A 17301-nucleotide genomic window follows, 5' to 3' on the forward strand; every position below is an offset into this window, starting at 1 on the left:
CCCGTGTTTTAATAAGAAAAGCGGATTTCAGCATAGCGCGGCCCGCGAGGATGCGCCATGCGGATCTTTGCGTCAGCGTAGCGGCCGCCCGCCGTCGACGCCGTGGGTGCGGCCGGTCACGTAGCGGCTCTCCAGCAGGTAGTTCACCAGGTTGACCACTTCGCTCTCGCCCGGCGCGACCTTCATCAGCGACTTCGCCAACGCCTGCTGGCGATAGGCTTCATCGTCGCCCGCATTGAAGATGATCAGCGCCGGCGCGATGGCATTGACCTTGACCTCCGGCGCCAGTTTGCGGGCAAACGAACGGGTCATATTGTCCAGTGCGGCCTTGCTGGCGGCATAGGCGATGTGTTTGTCGCTGCCTTTTTCCACCACGTAGTCGGTCAGATGGATGATGTCGGCACCGGCCTGGCCCTGGCCGGTCAGGCAGGATTCGAGCAGTTGATTGAGCAAATAGGGCGTATAGACGTGAATCTGCAGCATCGCCGCCATTACCTGCTCCGGCGGCACCTCCGGCGACTCGGCCTGCCAGGCGCTGGCGTTGTGGATCACCGCGCGCAGTTTGGGTGCCACCTGCCGCACCCGGTCGGCGAAAAGGTAGATGCCTTCGTGCGTGGAAAAGTCGCCCTGAATGCAGCAGGCGCCCAAGGTTTTCAACTCGGCCATCGCCGGATATTCGCTGCGATAGGCGATGATGACGGGAACGCCGCGCTCGAGAAACGCTTTGGCGAGCGCCAGCCCGATGCGCCGCGCGCCGCCGGTAATCAGCACCGGGGCAGAGTTGGGGTGTTCCATTGATTAAAGCTCCTGGACAGACTGGCAAACAATAGGGGAATTATGCCATTATACGGCGGAAAGTCGTTAAAGCTTCGCATGATTATCCATTTCTGGATGTAAGATCCCCAATGCATTTCAGGTTGTCGCCCGGCGGCGGCTTGAAAGACCACGGGTTAACACTGGCCATGAGAGGAATGAGGGGATGAACAGCAATCACCTTGCATCCATCGCGCGCAGTGAGAAAATCTGTTTCGACTACATGGATTTTCTGTCCGCATCGTGCAGGAAGCACTGGCGCTTTGTTGATGCTATTTATGGTGTGATGCCGATCTTCGGCATGGTGTTGAAATCGCGCGTGACCACGTCACAAACGCGCAAAGAGCAGTTGAAAGAGCTGGCGCTGCAGGTGGTGTCAACGCAGGTCAGCGATGAAACCAATATCGTGCGCCTGATTGACCTGGCGCAGCAGCAGGGCCTGACGGTGTTTGATATTCAGCTGCCCTATGCACTGGAGACTCAACAGCTGGCGGCCATTCAGAAAGAGTGCGCGGAAGGCATCGCGATTGCCCTGGTGGGTGAGCGTATGACCGTCACCATTCCTCCTAAAAGCTGACCGGTTGCATCGACCGGCCGCCCGTTCATGGTTAGGCAATTGACTGACCGCGATGGCCTAACCATGAACGTGAAATTCCGCGCTGCGTAGCGGCCTGCCTTTAAAGCCGGGTCCCGGCATTGGGGCCGGAGCGCAGGGTATAAATACTGTCTATATGAATGAGCACCGCGTATTTCGGCGGCTTCATTCCATTTTTTTCTGCAAATGCCAACGCGTCGTCAAACGGCTTGCCCGCCAGGAACAGTTCCGGGGTGCCGACGAAGCGGTAACCGTCCAGCGCCTCGCGGTCGATGACCACGACGGCCATTTTCGATCCCTCCCTGATATTTTGCAGCGTCTGGCCACCGGTATTTTCGTTGTAAATCAGCGTACGGTCATCATAGAGGCGCAGAGAACGTTTGGGGCCGATATCGGGCACGCCGTTCGGGCTGCTGGTTGCCTGTACAGGCAGCTGTTTGGCCAGCATTTTCTTCATGTCGTCATTCAATTCATTCATTGGCAGATTACCCCTCAGGTCGTGGTGTCGTTGTTAATGCACGGTGGCGGAATGGTTTACCGTGGGTGCGCAGACGCTGGTTTCCGGCAGCCGGTGTTCGCGCAGCACCTGCAGCGTCTCTATTCGGAAACGCAGCAGGTGCCGTTCTGCGACCTGCTGCATCTGTTCGCACAGCGAGGTATCTTCCATCACCTGCTCGATGGCGAGCCGGGCCTGATGCACGTGCGGCTCAACGCCGCGCAGAGGCTTTTGCCGCAGGCGCAGATGGGTCATGTTGTTGAACGTGACGATCAGCGCGGCAAGGGCTGACTCGAAAAGATTCAGCGCTTCAAATCTGGCGGTATAGTCCGCATTTAGCCAGGGTTTCTCGGCGAGGATCGCCTGAGCGACTTCCAGCGCCTGTTGATAGTGCGTCATTGCCAGGCGATCGCGTTGCTGATTGAACGCCGTGTTGCCTTCGGCGATCAGCGCTTCCCAGGCGGCAAACAGGGGGAGTGCGTGCAGCAGTTTTTCAGCCATGAAATTCCTTCCATTTTCAGCCTGTCTTAACAAGACCTCCTGATGTTTGCCATCGGGGGCCTCACCTGTGTCCTGCCGGTGATGCTATAAATGATAATGATAATTAATTGCATTTAAGATCGCAAGCGTGGCAATTGACCGATCAACAACAGGGAGAGAGGTAAAAAAGAGGGAAGCGGCGAAACGAAATGCGGCTGCAGGGCAGCCGCATTGGCCGACGATGTTAGTGCAACATAAACCAGCCGGCAGGCAGCGTGGCCACCAGCAGCAAGAAGATGCTGCTCTTTTCCAGGCGATTCAGCAGATTGATATCCCGGTGGCCGCGGCGGGCATACATGAACACCAACAGCCCTGGCGCATACAGCAGCACCGACATCAGCAGGTGCATCAGCCCGGACGCGTACAGCAGCCACAAACCATAGACGCAGGCGCCGGTCGCGGCGAAGATCAGGCGCTTGTCGCGGCGGCGGTAAGCCACCTTGAACAGAAACGCGCCGACCAGGAAGTAAGGCACCAGGATCATTTCTGAAGCGATGGTCAACAGCGAGTTGTAGTTGCTGCCGGTCAGCCAGATCAGCACCAGCGCCAGCTGCACTGCAATGTTGGTCAGCCACAGCGAAGAGGACGGGGCGTGATGGCGGTTCTGCTTGCCGAACACGCGCGGAAACGCGCCGTGCTGCGCGGCCAGCAGCGGCACTTCGGCCGCCATGATGGTCCAGCTCAGGTAGGCGCCGCACACGGAAATGATCAGGCCGGCGGCGATAAGCACGTCTCCCCACGGGCCGATCAGTTCCACCATCAGCACCGCCATCGACGGGTTGCGCATTTCGGCCAGTTCGCTGCGCGGCACCACGCCCAGCGACAGCAACGTGACCATCAGATACACCGCCAGCGCCGACAGCACCGCCAGCATGGTGGCGCGGCCCACGTCTTTCTTATTGCGGGCGCGGGCGGAAACCACCACGGCGCCTTCCACGCCGATAAACACCCACAGAGTGATCAGCATGGTGTCCTTGACCTGTTCCCACACCGGCTTGCCGAGGGCGATGCCTTTGAAATCCAGCGTGAACACGTCCATTTTAAAGGCGATCGCCGCCAGAACGGCGAACATCCCCAGCGGCAGCAGCTTGGCCAGGGTGGCCGCCAGATTGATGCTGGCCGCGGTTTGCACGCCGCGCAGCACCAGCGCATGCACGATCCACAGCAGGGCGGATTCGGCGATCAGCGCCTGCCAGGTATTGCCGTCACCGAGAATGACGCTGCCGCCGCGATCGGTGAAGATACTCAGCGCCGCGAACACGATCACCAGGTACGAGACGTTGGCGATCACGGCGCACAGCCAGTAACCCCAGGCGGAGCAGAAGCCCACCAGCTCGCCGAACCCTTCCTTGGCGTAGGTGAAGATGCCGCCGTCCAGATCCGGACGCAAACGCGTAAGCAGCAGCATGGCGAAGGCCAAAAACAGAATGCCGACGCCGGTGATCCCCCAGCCCAGCAGCAGCGCGGCGGGGCTGGCGACCTGCGCCATGTTTTGCGGCAGACTGAACACGCCGGCGCCCAGCATCGAGCTGAGCACCAAAGCGGTTAGCGCGGTAAGACCGAGTTTTTTTTCCAATGACGGATCCTGAACGCAGAATAAACAACTGGAAGGGAACTGCTTGGCGGCAACAATGTATTAACAACCACTGCGCGAATAGACAATAGCCCTAAAAATTGGCGCAAATTTTACGGAGGGATGATTAGAGATGCAATGATTGAATATGCGGAATTTACAAAAAACTATTCAACGTGCGATGAAAAAAGCGGCAATAAAAACGGGCAGCTCAAGGGCTGCCCGATGGTAAACCGAAAAGCGGGTTTTATTTGAACAGATCGGCGCTGACGGTCAGGTTGCCGCCGCTCTTGTTCTGCCACTGGCGGGTGACGTGGTAGTACTTGGCGCCTTTCTCGGCCGCGCGTTTCGCCACTTCGGTGGAGACATCGGTCATGCTGTTGAAGTGGCCGGTGAAGGTGACGGAATCGAACGGTACCATCTGCGCGGCGGTCACGTTGTTCACTTCCTGGATCTTGGTGCCGTTAGGCAGCGTGACGGTATAGCGCTGGCCGGTAGAGGACTGGGTTTCGAAGAAACGGCCCACGTCGCGGCTTGGCGAACCGGAAGACGCGACGCCAGGAATTTCGACTTTCGCGGCAGCGGCGCCACCGGCGGCCAGTGCGGCGCGGCCGGCGTCAGAATCGGCCGGAATGGCATCCGGGCTCTGCACGCGGCGTTTTGGCGCATCGGCCTTATAGATGTAGGCGGTGACGAACTGGTTACCGCCGGAGTTGGCGTCAACCTGGCGCACGATGAAGAAGGATGCAGCGCCTTTTTTCTTCGCTTCTTTGGAGATGGCGTCGTTGATGTCCGGCTGGCTGCGGTAGAAACCGCTGACGCTCACGGTATCGTAAGGCTCCAGCAGATAGGCTTCATCTTTAGGCAGTTCGTTCACGCCGTTAAATACGCGGTATTTTGGTGTTTTGCTCACTTCTGGCGCATCTTTATGATAAAGGTCTGCGGTGACGCGCCAGTTGCCGCCGTTGTTGCTGTTGTTGCTGTCCTGGATATAGAAGGAATCGGCACCCAGTTTGTCTGCACGGCGGGATACGGCGTCGACGGCTTCATTGATGGCATTGAAGCGGCCGGTAATCGTGATGCGATCAAACGGCTTCAGCGCCGCTGCTTTCTCAGGAGTTAACTCTTGCGCCGCATGAGCAGACAGCGCGGTGAGTGATAACAAGGCTGACGCGATGATCGTGGTCTTCAGCTTCATAAAAAATCCTTTCGCCTAGCGCATTAACGTTTATAACGTACTGAACTGTTTAAGTGTAATTCAGCCGTCGATTATTACATGTAATTCTGAAAACTGTCTCAGCATTTTATGTTATCCCGTGCGACAAATCGCCGACGTTGACGCGGGCCGCACGGATGGCGCCATCGTCATAAGTTTCCATAATAAAGGCTCTGGTGTCATTAATGTTAATTATTCACAAAATGATAACTTTTATGCTTTTTCGCCGCGAGTGGCCATAAATCGTTACGCCGAGCGTAAACCTCTTGTCACGCAGAATGCGCTGTTCTGTATGGGTTTTTTCACGGTAAATTGCGATTTGTCATATCACGCGCGGCGTTTTTATGTAAAAACAGAGCTGAATGCGTAAGCAATTATGGATCATCGACCTTATTTTCAGTAGGTTATAGTTGGCGTCTGAAATCAGTGCGGGCAAGTTAACGCCTCGCTCGCCGCTGGCGTCATGCTATGGGCAGGAAAATAATAAACATCATCCAAGACAGGTGAGAAGGGAACATTATGCGTATTGGTGTACCAAGAGAGCGGTTGGCCAATGAAGCCCGGGTCGCAGCCACGCCGAAAACGGTGGAACAACTGCTGAAGCTGGGTTTTACCGTCGCGATTGAACGCGGGGCGGGCAAACTGGCCAGTTTTGAGGACGTCGCCTACGAAGCCGCCGGTGCGGCGCTGGTCGACGAAAGCGAAGTGTGGCAGTCGGATCTGATCCTGAAAGTCAACGCGCCGCAAGACGACGAGATCGCCTTGATGCGCGAAGGCAGCACGCTGGTCAGCTTTATCTGGCCGGCGCAAAACCCCGAATTGATGGCCAAGCTGGCGGCGCGCAACGTCACCGCGCTGGCGATGGACTCGGTACCGCGCATCTCGCGCGCCCAGTCGATGGATGCGCTGAGCTCGATGGCTAACATCGCCGGCTACCGCGCGATCGTCGAAGCGGCGCATGAGTTTGGCCGCTTCTTCACCGGCCAGATCACCGCCGCCGGCAAAGTGCCGCCGGCCAAGGTGATGATCATCGGTGCCGGCGTGGCCGGCCTGGCAGCGATCGGCGCCGCGGGCAGCCTCGGCGCCATCGTGCGCGCCTTCGACACCCGCCCGGAAGTGAAAGAGCAGGTGCAGAGCATGGGCGCGGAATTCCTCGAGCTGGATTTTGAAGAGGAAGCGGGCAGCGGCGACGGCTACGCCAAAGTGATGTCCGAAGCCTTTATCAAGGCCGAGATGGCGCTGTTCGCCGCGCAGGCCGCGGAGGTCGATATCATCGTCACTACCGCGTTGATCCCGGGCAAACCGGCGCCGAAGCTGATCACCAAAGAGATGGTGGCGTCGATGAAACCGGGCAGCGTGATCGTCGATCTGGCGGCGCAAACCGGCGGCAACTGCGAACTGACGGTGGCCGACACCATTACCGTGACCGACAACGGCGTGAAAATCATCGGCTATACTGACCTGCCGAGCCGCTTGCCGACGCAATCTTCGCAGCTTTACGGCACCAACCTGGTCAACCTGCTGAAGCTGCTGTCGAAGGAGAAAAACGGCGAGATTGACATCGATTTCGACGATACGGTGATCCGCGGCGTTACCGTGGTGCGCAGCGGTGAAATCACCTGGCCGGCGCCGCCGATTCAGGTCTCCGCCCAGCCGAAAGCGGCACCCGCCGCCGCACCGGTGGCCAAACCCGAAGCCAAACCGACCTCGCCGTGGCTGAAGTACGGCCTGATGGCCCTGGCGATCCTGCTGTTCGGCTGGCTGGCGGATGCGGCGCCGAAAGAGTTCCTGTCGCACTTTACCGTGTTCGCGCTGGCCTGCGTGGTCGGTTACTACGTGGTCTGGAACGTCAGCCATGCGCTGCATACCCCGTTGATGTCGGTCACCAACGCGATCTCAGGAATTATCGTGGTCGGTGCGCTGTTGCAGATCGGCCATGGCGGCTGGGTGAGTTTCCTCTCCTTTATCGCCGTGCTGATCGCCAGCATCAATATTTTCGGTGGGTTCACCGTCACTCAGCGCATGCTGAAGATGTTCCGCAAGAACTAAGGGGTAACAAATGTCTGGAGGATTGGTTACAGCTGCATACATTGTTGCCGCTATTTTGTTTATTTTCAGCCTGGCGGGCCTGTCGCGCCATGAAACGTCGAAGCAGGGCAACCTGTTCGGCGTCGCCGGTATGGCGATCGCGCTGATCGCCACCATTCTGGGGCCGGATTCCGGCAACGTCGGCTGGATCATCATCGCCATGATCATCGGCGGCTCGATCGGCGTCTATCTGGCCAAGAAGGTCGAGATGACCGAAATGCCGGAGCTGGTGGCGGTGCTGCATAGCTTCGTTGGCCTGGCAGCGGTGCTGGTCGGCTTCAACAGCTACCTGGATCACGGCGCGCCGATGGAGCCGGTGATGGCGAATATCCATCTGACCGAAGTGTTCCTCGGCATCTTTATCGGCGCGGTAACCTTCACCGGTTCGATCGTCGCCTTCGGCAAGCTGCGCGGCATCATCTCTTCCAAACCGCTGATGCTGCCGAACCGCCACAAGCTGAATCTGGCGGCGTTGGTGATCTCGTTCCTGCTGCTGGTGGCGTTCGTGCGTACCGACAGCGTGGGCTGGCAGGTGGTGACGCTGCTGTTGATGACGGCGATCGCACTGGCGTTCGGCTGGCATCTGGTGGCCTCGATCGGCGGCGCCGACATGCCGGTGGTGGTGTCGATGCTCAACTCCTACTCGGGGTGGGCGGCGGCCGCGGCGGGCTTCATGCTGAGCAACGATCTGCTGATCGTCACCGGCGCGCTGGTGGGCTCTTCGGGTGCGATCCTGTCTTACATTATGTGTAAGGCAATGAACCGCTCGTTTATCAGCGTGATCGCCGGCGGTTTCGGCAGTGACGGTTCGTCTACCGGCGATGCCGAAGAGATGGGCGAATACCGTGAAACCACGGCGGAAGAGGTGGCCGAGCAGCTGAAGAACTCCACCTCGGTGATCATCACGCCGGGTTACGGCATGGCGGTGGCGCAGGCGCAATATCCGGTGGCGGAAATCACCGAGAAACTGCGGGCGCGCGGCGTGAAGGTGCGCTTTGGCATTCACCCGGTCGCGGGGCGTTTGCCGGGCCACATGAACGTGCTGCTGGCGGAGGCGAAGGTGCCGTACGACGTGGTGCTGGAGATGGATGAAATCAACGACGATTTCCCGGATACCGACACCGTGCTGGTGATTGGCGCCAACGACACGGTGAATCCGGCGGCGCTGGAAGACCCGCGCAGCCCGATCGCCGGCATGCCGGTATTGGAAGTGTGGAAAGCGCAGAACGTGATCGCGTTCAAACGCTCGATGAACACCGGCTACGCCGGCGTGCAGAACCCGCTGTTCTTCAAGGAGAATACCCAGATGCTGTTCGGCGACGCCAAAGACAGCGTGGAAGCGATTCTGCGGGCATTGCAGAAGTAGTTGAGCAACCAAAAAAACGGGCCGCTTATTAGCGGCCCATTTTTTTATGCGTGAAGGCTAATCTTCGTCGTCGTGCTCATCGTCTTCATCCGCCTCGATCGGGCAGTTGAAGTTCTCCGGCTTAATCACCAGCAGATCGCATTTCAGATGGTCGATCACATGTTCCGCGGTGTTGCCGATAAAGGCCGCCGAAATGCCGGTGCGGCCCAGGGTGCCCAGAACCACCACGCCGGCCTGCAGGTGTTCGGCCAGATCGGGGATCACCTCTTCCGGCAGGCCTTTTTCCACGTGGGTGAACTCTTCCTTAATGCAGAATTTCTGCCGCAGCGCCTTCATGGCGATCAGATGCTGGCCGCGGATGGCGTCGTTGTAGACGCTCGGATCGAAGTCGGGCAGCTCGATGGCGATGTTGATCGGGGTAACGGGATAGGCGCCGACCAGGTGAACCTCGGTCTGGTTGACGTTCTGCGCCAGTTCGACGGTTTCTTGCACCAGTTTGATATTGAGCGGGTCGTGATAGGGTTCTTCGCTGGCCAGGTTGACCGCCACCAGCGCTTTGCCGCCTTCTGGCCAGGGTTGGTCTTTTACCATCCACACCGGGCAAGGGCATTTGCGCAGCAGGTGCCAGTCGGTGGGGGTGAAGATCACCGACTCCAGCCGGTCGTGCTGGTGCGCCATTTTCAGCAGCAGATCATGCTGGCCGGAAAGCACTTCCTGAATGATGGCTTCGAAGGGGCGGTTATGCCAGACCACTTTGATTTCGATCGGCACGCCGTCGTTGAGATAGAAACGGCACTGCTCGTTGATCCAGGCGGCGCGTTGGCTGATCACACCTTGCCGCATCGCCGTTCTTTCGTCCGGGGAGAGCAGGGTCGTCATTTCGTAAGAGAAGTCATAAATGGGCAGGAAGGCTTTGATGCGCCCGCCGTTCCGTTTCACCAGGTACACGGCGCGGCGCAATGCCGGCTGATCGTCCTGATTGGGGTCAATAGCCACCAGAAGATTCTGATACTTCGCCATAGGGCCTCCTTACAGCTGAAATCAACAGTCTGTTAATTTACAGAGTAACCCAACATTGAAAAACAGAACAACAACAGAAGCGTGCCGGATCAACAATTTCGGTGAAATGTTGATCCGGCAGGGGAATCAGGCGTTGACGGTCACGTTGATGCGTGGCGTACCGGCCAGCACCGACAGGGCGTCGGCGTTTTCGATGGTGATGTATTTGCCTTTCACGCTGAGGATTTCGCTTTTCTGGAAGCGGCCCAGCAGGCGGCTGATGGTTTCCACCGTCAGGCCGAGGTAGTTGCCGATGTCGCCGCGGGTCATGGTCAACCGGAACTCGCGCGGCGAGAAGCCACGCTCCGCGAAGCGGCGCGACAGGTTGTAAACGAACGCCGCCAGGCGCTCTTCGGCATTTTTCTTCGACAGCAGCAGGATCATGTCCTGGTCGCCTTTGATCTCGCCGCTCATCAGTCGCATGATCTGCTGACGCAGATTAGGCATTTTGCCGGACAGATCGTCGAGGGTTTCGAATGGGATCTCGCACACCATCGAGGTTTCCAGCGCCTGAGCGAAGCTTGGGTGCTTCAGACCGCCGATGGCGTCGAAGCCCACCAGGTCACCCGCCAGGTGGAAACCGGTGATCTGCTCGTCGCCTTGCTCGGTGATGGTGTAGCTTTTGATGGTCCCGGAACGGATCGCGTACAGCGATTTCAGCTCGTCGCCGGCCTTGAACAGGGTCTGGCCTTTCTGGATGGGCTTTTTCCTCTCGATAATGTTGTCGAGCTGGTCCAGCTCGTGGGCATTAAGGGTGAAAGGAATGCACAGCTGGCTGATGCTGCAGTCCTGGCAATGGATCGCACAACCACCAGACTGGATACGACGAATCACGCGTTTTTCCGGGATCATAGATTACGCTCATTCAATAATTGATATGAGTCAATTTTAACATCTTTTGCTGCAGCTGATAAGGGTGGCATTAGCATGAATAGGGGTATTGTGTGCGAATTTTGCGCACACATGCCGCCGATTATTCTGTATCGCGCTGAAGTCGCTAGATTTATTTGGCACTTATGCGCAACGTGCGGTCGCCATTCCGGCGGCATAAGGCAGGGCAATCGGCGCGGGTGGTCTGCGCGGCTCGCATTGACAGGTTTTAGCGGCGTGAATCAATCATCCTTTGACACATTTACTGGCGAAAGCTTGTCGCATTCATCCGAATCCTCACCGCAAAGCCGCGCCGCATCGGCGTTAAGCTGAAGGTCAGAAAGGCAGGTGAACGATCCTGTTCGGGAGTGGATGATGAAAAAGCGCATACTGTTGATGGCGGCCGCCGCGGTGTTGATGACGGCCAGCGCCGCCGCCTTCGCCCACGGCTATTACGGCCACGGCTACTACCGGCACGGCTATTATTACGGCGGGCCGCGCGTGGTGATCGGCGTGCCCTGGGGGCCGCCGCCGCTCTATTACCCGCCGCCGCCGGTGGTGTATGTCACGCCGCCGCCGCCGCAGACCTATATCGAAAAGCCGCCGAGCTATGCCTACTACTGCCGCCGCCCGGCGGGCTATTACCCCCAGGTGCCGCGTTGTCCTGACGGTTGGATGAAGGTGGTGCCAGACGGTCCGTTCTCCCGGTGATTAAAGGCGGTGCGTGATGAGACACTCTTTTGCTTTCCCGATAGTGGCGCTGGCCGGGCTGTTGGCCGGCTGCGTCTCTGCGCCTTCCGGGCCCGGGGTCACCGCGCTGCCCGGCACGGGGAAAAGTTACGAACAATTCAATCGCGATGAGGCCATGTGCCGCGGCTATGCGCAAAACAGCCTTGGCAGCGGCGCGCAAACGGCGGCCAATTCGGCGACGGGAACGGCGGTGGCGGGAACGGCCGTCGGCGCGGCGGCAGGGGCGTTGATTGGCGCCGCATCCGGTCATGCCGGCCCCGGCGCGCTGATCGGCGCGGGTGGCGGGTTGCTGGTCGGCAGCGCGATGGCCAATAACTCGGCCTGGCGCAGCAGCGATGACCTGCAAGACCGCTATGATACCGTGTATACGCAGTGCATGTACGCCAAAGGTAACAAGGTGCCGGTGGCCTACGGTTATGGTGAGGCCACCTCATCTCCGGTGCCGCCGGACTTCTATCCCGCCGCCCCGGCGGAGGGCGTCCCGCCGGACTATGTGCCGCGCTAGCGCGAGAGCAGATCCTGCGGCAGGTAACCTTCGTGCTGCAGCAGCCACTGCTTGCGCTGCACGCCGCCGGCATAGCCGGTCAGCGCGCCCTGCGAACCGATCACCCGGTGGCAGGGCACCACGATGCTGATCGGATTCGAACCGTTGGCCATGCCGACCGCGCGTGAGGCGGTCGGGCGGCCGATACGTTGCGCCAGTTGGCCGTAGGTCAGGATCTCGCCGCACGGGATTTGGCGCAGCTGTTGCCACACGGTGCGTTGGAACTCGGTGCCGGCGGTCATCACCGGCAGCCGATCGATAATGCCCAGTTCCCCGGCGAAATAGCGTTGCATCGCGTCGGTCAGCCCGCTGGGATCGCGCTGCTCACGCAGGGTGAAGCGATCGGCGCGGTAGTGGGTATTCAGCAGCTTCATCAGGCGCGCTTCGTGATCGGTCCAGTCAATCGCCCGCAGGCGCCCCTGTTCATCGGCAATCAGCACCAGTTCTCCCACCGGCGTGGCGGTACGATCAATCAAAAAAGTCTGCATCTGGATCACTCCTCGGTTTGGTATGGCGATTATCGCATGAAAGCGGGGGAAGCGATGGCGGATTTCGGACATGCTGATGGGCAACCGCAGGGTTGCCCAAATAGCCGGCTCAGGGTAAGCCGGGGAGTCATTGCACGTTAAATTTATAAAATAAATTTATAAGTCATCAAGACAAGTTGTGTCTTGTTTATTATTTCATCAGACATTAACGCGTTGGCGTTACTTATAGCTGATGGTCACGCGCTTTAAATGGGGATCGTTATTCACCATTTCGCTGGTGACGGCAGAGACTAATTCTTTTGGCATTTCTTTTAACGAAGAGGAAATATACCCGTTCTGATATTCCGTCACTTTACCGTAGCAGTTGGAGATAAGCTGTTCATCCTGATGTGTGATGGTGCAGGCCGGGGTGGTAATGGCGCCGGTGAAGCGCACGACGCCGGAGGCGACCGGGCTGCCGGAAAGCGGTTTTGCTTGCAGAGCGAAGGGCAGAATGACCAATGCGCTTAATACGGCTAAGTAATGGTTCATACGCTGTTCCTCTCAGAGTAAAAATGCTGCCAATTAAAAAACAAGCACGCTTGTTTTCATCAAATAAGCTATTTCGCCTGGCGAAATAAAAACGAATGGGCAAAAATCCTACTGCCTGCATCCAATGAATTTGATAATAGGGAGGTAGGGTGAGTAAAACCATGATTTGGATCATAGTGAAGACCGGTTAATGGTTTCCGGCGCGGGCAGGGTAAAAGGCTGTGATCGTTCTCTCAGGAAAGCGGGAAATGGCGGGATGTTTTCGCCCCCGTGGTGCAGCCACGAAACCGGGGGCGAGCGCGGGGTTACAGCATGCCGCTGCTGCCGCAGATGCGGATCTTTTCCGCCACCACTTCTTTCATCGCCAGCTTGCCGGGGACGATATATTTGCGCGGGTCGTTGGCATCCGGGTGCTGTGAAAAGTAGCTTTTCACCGCATCGGCGAAGGCGATTTTCAGTTCGGTGGCGACGTTGACCTTGCAGACACCGAGCGAGATCGCGCGTTTGACCATCACCTCCGGAATGCCGGAGGCGCCGTGCAGTACCAGGGGCACGTCCACCTGTTCGCGGATCAGCGCCAGGCGCTCGAAGTCCAGCTTCGGCTCGCCGTGATACAGCCCGTGGGCGGAACCGATCGCCACCGCCAGCGAATCGATGCCGGTGGCGGCGACGAACTCGCGTGCCGCCACCGGGTCGGTATAGAAACTGTCCGCCGTATCGACGATCAGATCGTCTTCCTGCCCGCCCAGGCGGCCCAGCTCGGCCTCCACGCTGGCGCCATAGCGGTGGCACAGGGCCACTGCGGCAGCCACTTTGGCGATGTTCTGCTCGAACGGCAGATGGGAACCGTCGATCATCACCGAGCGGATGCCGCTTTTCACCTTGTGCTCGATGTCGTCCAGCTCCTCGTGATGATCCAGATGCAGCGCCAGCGGCAAATCGTAGCGGTGCGCGGCCGATTGGCAAATGCCGATCAGGTAGTCGGTGCCGGCGTAGCTGAAGGTGCCGGGCGTGCCGGCCATGATCACCGGCGAGCGCAGCTCGGCGGCGGTTTCCGCCACCACCTGCACGGTTTCCAGATTGTGGACGTTAAACGCCGGGACGGCGTAACCCTGGCGCTGCGCCTTGAGCAGCATTTCTCGGTTGGCTATCAGATACATGGGATCTCCTTACAGCACGGGGGAAGGGAAACGGTAAATCGTCACGCCTTTCACCACCCGGTTAACCTCGCCGGTTGGGCAAGGGTTGTCTGGGGTCAGCCCCAGCGCCAGCGAACTCTCGAAGGCCAGCATCTGGGTGAACAGCAGATACGGGAACAGCAGCCAGATATCATCCGTGGCTTGGTGCATAGGCAGCAGGGCATCGGACGGCGTCTGGAGATCGCCGGTCAAACCGACCAATTGCATCGCCAACCCGTCGCGCTGCAGCTCGTTCCACAGATCGCGGTCATACTGGCGGGCGTAGTCGTCGTGGGAGAACATCACCACCACCAATGTTTGGCCGTCGACCATAAATTTCGGGCCGTGGCGCAGGCCGAGCGGCGAGTCGTAGCGCGTCACGATGCGCCCGGCGGTCAGCTCCAGCATCTTGAGCGAGGCCTCTTCCGCCAGGCCGGTAAAGCAGCTGCCGCCGAGGGTGATATAACGGCGGAAACCGCTGGCGGCCAGCGCCTTTACCTGTGGCTGCAGCGTTTCGCGCAGTGCGCGGCAGCGCTGCACCATGGCGTTCAGCGGCGCCTGGGCGGCCTCGAGCGAAAGCGGGCCGAGCAGCAGCGCGGCGCTCAGCATCATGCAGCTGAAGCTGGAGGTCATGGCGAAGCTCTGATCGTTGGAGCCTTGCGGCATCACCAGCGAACAGACGTTGTCGCGCCGATGCGCATACTGCGCCAGCTTGCTGTCCGGGTTGCAGACCAGCATCAGGTGGTAGCTTTCCGGCAGCAGTTGGTCGGCCAGCTCCACCGTCGCCACGCTCTCCGGGCTGTTGCCCGAGCGGGCGAAGGAGACCAGCAGCGTCGGCCGCTCAGGATCGAGGTACTGCCGCGGGTTGGCGACGATATCGGTGGTGCCGTAGGCCGCCACGTCGCGGCCGGTTCGTTCGCGCAGCCAGGGCGCCAGGGCGCGGCCGGCGAACGCCGAGCTGCCGGCGCCGCACAGCACGATTTGCAGCCGAGGATTGGCCAACAGCGGCGCCAGGAACGGCTGCCACTGCGCCTGTTGATCCTGCAGTTGCCGGTGCAGCGCCGCCCACAGATCCGGCTGCTGCCAAATCTCTGCGGCGGTGTGCCAGGCGTTGCGCTGCTTCAGCCAATCCGCCTCGTAAGAGAAATACGCGTTCATGATGACAACTCCTTAAAAGCCTCGGTTAACGGTCGGCGATAATCACGTCGATCCCTAAATGGTGCAGCGCCTGCAGATAGTGTTCCGGAATGCGGCTGTCGGTGACCAGGCGGTGGAGCTGGCCGATTTCGCGGATCATGCAAAAGCTGGTGCGGCCGAATTTGCTGGCGTCGGCGATGGCGATCACTTCGCGCGCCACCTCGCACATCACGCGGTTCAGCTGCGCTTCGCCCGGATCCGGCGTGGTGATGCCGCCCGCCAGATCGAAACCGTCGACGCCGAGAAACAGCTTGTCGAACCGGTACTGACGCAGCTGCTGTTCGGCGGCGGGGCCGTACAGCGACCAGGCCTTGCGGCGCACGCTGCCGCCGACCACCATCAGATCGATCTGCTCGTTGTTGGCCAGCTCGAAGGCGATGTTCAATGCATTGGTCATCACCACCAGATCCTTTTTCCCCGCCAGCTGCGGCGCCATCTGGCTGGTGGTGGAGCCGGAGTCGAGGATGACGGCGTCGCCGTCTTCAATCAGCGCCGCCGCCGCGCAGGCAATGGCGTGTTTTACGTCGCGGTTGATGCGGCCCTTGTCTTGCAGCGGGCGATCGAAGGCGAACTGTTTGTTCAACATGGCGCCGCCGTAAGCGCGCACCGCGCAGCCGTGTTTTTCCAGCTGGCGCAGATCGCTGCGGATGGTGACGCTGGACACCGAAAACTGCTGGCTGAGCTGTTCCACGCGCACCGAGCCTTCGCGGCACAGCTGGTCGATAATTAATTCCCGGCGTTTTGCGGTATTGATCATTAACGCAGACTCCTGATTTACCTGTAGCCGTGCCCGACCGCGGCTTAATAAGCCGCAGCGATACCGACCGGAGCGCTTTCAGTTGTTCGTGGCGAATTACAGCAAACGAAACACTGAAATGCAATCGATTAATTTAAAAATATCTATATCTATCAGTTGGTTATATTTAATTTTGCTTTCGATTTAGCGGTAACCGAAAGCGGTATTAACACAAAGTGAAAACGGCAAATTCGTTATTTTTCAGTCGACAATTCTCGCGATGGCTTTATTCGGCCCTGCGGCGGCGAAAGCCGCAGCGATCATTCGGCAGCCGCCGGGCTTTCACTGTTTTTTTATGCCGCCGCCTGTAATAGCGCCGCGCCACGCACGCCGCTGCTGTCACCGTGCACCGGCGGGAATACCGCTGCCGGTTCCACGCCCGGCAGCAGCCAGTGCCGCATCGCCGCCGGCAGCAGCCGATACAGCTCGCCGACGTTCGACAACCCACCGCCCAGCACGAAGGCATCGACGTCCAGCAGCAGCTGCAAACCGGCCAGCGCGCTGGCCAGAATGTCGACGTAGACGGTCATCAGCCACTGTGCGAGCGTATCCCCCGCGCGATAGCTGGCGACCAGCGCCGGCACGTCGGCGGCCGGATGGGCAAAGTGGCGGCTCAGCGCCAGCAGCCCGCTGCCGGAGACGTAGCGTTCAAAGCAGCCGGTCAGCCCGCAGTTGCAGCCGAACAGCGGCAGATCGTAACGCTGCGCCAGCTGGGCGGAGATCGGCATATGGCCCCATTCGCCCGCCAGCCCGTTGCGCCCCTTGTGCAATTGCCGGTTCACTACCAGGCCACCGCCGGCGCCGGTGCCGATGATGGCGCCGAACACCAGCGGCAAATGGGCGGTTTGCGGCGTGCTGGCTTCCGACAGCGCGAAACAGCGGCAGTCGTTCTCGATGGCGATCGGCCGCGCCAGCGCCTGCGTCAAATCATCCGCCAGGCAATGCCCGGTCAGGCAGGGCACGTTGACCGCCAGCTGGAGGCGGCTGACGGGATCGGTGATCCCCGGCAGGCCGATGCCGATGCTGCCGCGCGTATGTAGCTCGCGGTCCGCCTGCTCGACCAGCCCGGCGATGCAGGCCACGAACTCGCCATAATCGCCGGTTGGGGTGCGCACGCGCTGAAGCAGCACCTGATTGAGCCGGCGATCATAAGCGGCCATTTCGATCTTGGTGCCGCCGATGTCGAAGCCGTAACGCATCT

18 protein-coding genes are annotated in these 17301 nt (G+C 59.5%); 5 read left to right on the forward strand and 13 right to left on the reverse strand.

Features of this window, described 5'->3' with window-relative positions:
* Window positions 1–72: 72 nt before the first annotated feature.
* On the reverse strand, window positions 73–795 hold the full coding sequence (gene folM, locus AWX27_RS00335; protein ID WP_060418637.1) for a dihydromonapterin reductase: 723 nt from the start codon (window positions 793–795) through the stop codon (window positions 73–75).
* A gap of 184 nt (window positions 796–979) precedes the next feature.
* Here folM and AWX27_RS00340 point away from each other — a divergent pair, with 184 nt between their 5' ends.
* Window positions 980–1390, forward strand: coding sequence for a hypothetical protein (locus tag AWX27_RS00340; RefSeq protein ID WP_038880297.1), 411 nt, complete (start codon window positions 980–982; stop codon window positions 1388–1390).
* Between the two features lie 100 nt (window positions 1391–1490).
* On the opposite strand, the gene AWX27_RS00345 is transcribed toward AWX27_RS00340, so the two are convergent.
* The 4 genes from AWX27_RS00345 to ydgH all read right to left on the reverse strand — a co-directional run bounded on the left by AWX27_RS00345 (window position 1491) and on the right by ydgH (window position 5215).
* Window positions 1491–1886, reverse strand: coding sequence for a pyridoxamine 5'-phosphate oxidase family protein (locus tag AWX27_RS00345; RefSeq protein ID WP_060418640.1), 396 nt, complete (start codon window positions 1884–1886; stop codon window positions 1491–1493).
* 33 nt (window positions 1887–1919) lie between these two features.
* A complete protein-coding gene (locus AWX27_RS00350) occupies window positions 1920–2405 on the reverse strand; it encodes a hypothetical protein (protein ID WP_060418643.1) in 486 nt (161 codons plus the stop codon).
* Between the two features lie 223 nt (window positions 2406–2628).
* Entirely contained in the window at window positions 2629–4020 is a 1392-nt protein-coding gene (locus AWX27_RS00355; RefSeq protein WP_047730635.1) for an amino acid permease, read from the reverse strand.
* A 244-nt stretch (window positions 4021–4264) separates the two neighbouring features.
* Window positions 4265–5215: a DUF1471 family protein YdgH gene (gene ydgH, locus AWX27_RS00360; RefSeq protein ID WP_049198294.1), complete on the reverse strand. Its 951-nt coding sequence runs from the start codon at window positions 5213–5215 to the stop codon at window positions 4265–4267.
* 537 nt (window positions 5216–5752) lie between these two features.
* Here ydgH and pntA point away from each other — a divergent pair.
* Window positions 5753–7282 carry a Re/Si-specific NAD(P)(+) transhydrogenase subunit alpha gene (gene pntA, locus AWX27_RS00365; RefSeq protein WP_047730636.1) on the forward strand — a complete coding sequence of 510 codons (1530 nt, stop codon included), beginning with the start codon at window positions 5753–5755 and terminating at the stop codon, window positions 7280–7282.
* A 10-nt stretch (window positions 7283–7292) separates the two neighbouring features.
* A complete protein-coding gene (pntB, locus tag AWX27_RS00370; RefSeq protein WP_025159771.1) occupies window positions 7293–8687 on the forward strand; it encodes a Re/Si-specific NAD(P)(+) transhydrogenase subunit beta in 1395 nt (464 codons plus the stop codon).
* Window positions 8688–8744: 57 nt separating this feature from the next.
* Here pntB and uspE read toward each other — a convergent pair whose 3' ends face one another.
* Both uspE and AWX27_RS00380 read right to left on the reverse strand, forming a co-directional pair.
* The gene (gene uspE, locus AWX27_RS00375; protein ID WP_004938281.1) at window positions 8745–9707 is read right to left on the reverse strand and encodes a universal stress protein UspE; all 963 of its coding nucleotides are present in this window, start codon (window positions 9705–9707) and stop codon (window positions 8745–8747) included.
* A 126-nt stretch (window positions 9708–9833) separates the two neighbouring features.
* Window positions 9834–10598, reverse strand: a complete 765-nt coding sequence (locus AWX27_RS00380) for an FNR family transcription factor (RefSeq protein ID WP_004938278.1) — start codon at window positions 10596–10598, stop codon at window positions 9834–9836.
* A gap of 393 nt (window positions 10599–10991) precedes the next feature.
* Between AWX27_RS00380 and AWX27_RS00385 the strand changes: the two genes are divergently transcribed.
* Window positions 10992–11327 (forward strand): hypothetical protein, encoded by a 336-nt coding sequence (locus AWX27_RS00385; RefSeq protein WP_060418645.1) that lies wholly within the window; start codon window positions 10992–10994, stop codon window positions 11325–11327.
* Between the two features lie 16 nt (window positions 11328–11343).
* Entirely contained in the window at window positions 11344–11871 is a 528-nt protein-coding gene (locus AWX27_RS00390; RefSeq protein WP_060418646.1) for a glycine zipper family protein, read from the forward strand.
* On the opposite strand, the gene ogt is transcribed toward AWX27_RS00390, so the two are convergent.
* From ogt to AWX27_RS00420, 6 genes are all read right to left on the reverse strand, one after another.
* A complete protein-coding gene (ogt, locus tag AWX27_RS00395; protein WP_060418648.1) occupies window positions 11868–12398 on the reverse strand; it encodes a methylated-DNA--[protein]-cysteine S-methyltransferase in 531 nt (176 codons plus the stop codon). The genes AWX27_RS00390 and ogt overlap by 4 nt on opposite strands.
* A 219-nt stretch (window positions 12399–12617) precedes the next feature.
* A complete protein-coding gene (locus AWX27_RS00400; protein WP_060418650.1) occupies window positions 12618–12929 on the reverse strand; it encodes a hypothetical protein in 312 nt (103 codons plus the stop codon).
* A 305-nt stretch (window positions 12930–13234) separates the two neighbouring features.
* Window positions 13235–14089, reverse strand: a complete 855-nt coding sequence (locus AWX27_RS00405; protein ID WP_060418655.1) for a tagatose bisphosphate family class II aldolase — start codon at window positions 14087–14089, stop codon at window positions 13235–13237.
* A gap of 9 nt (window positions 14090–14098) precedes the next feature.
* Window positions 14099–15265: an SIS domain-containing protein gene (locus tag AWX27_RS00410; RefSeq protein ID WP_060418660.1), complete on the reverse strand. Its 1167-nt coding sequence runs from the start codon at window positions 15263–15265 to the stop codon at window positions 14099–14101.
* Between the two features lie 25 nt (window positions 15266–15290).
* Window positions 15291–16061 (reverse strand): transcriptional repressor AgaR, encoded by a 771-nt coding sequence (agaR, locus tag AWX27_RS00415; protein WP_060418662.1) that lies wholly within the window; start codon window positions 16059–16061, stop codon window positions 15291–15293.
* A gap of 332 nt (window positions 16062–16393) precedes the next feature.
* Complete coding sequence (locus tag AWX27_RS00420) at window positions 16394–17299, reverse strand: ROK family protein (protein WP_060419680.1); 906 nt, start codon at window positions 17297–17299, stop codon at window positions 16394–16396.
* Between the last annotated feature and the right edge of the window lie 2 nt (window positions 17300–17301).

This window comes from Serratia sp. 2880STDY5682894 (genome assembly GCF_001537385.1).
Lineage (GTDB): Bacteria > Pseudomonadota > Gammaproteobacteria > Enterobacterales > Enterobacteriaceae > Serratia > Serratia nevei.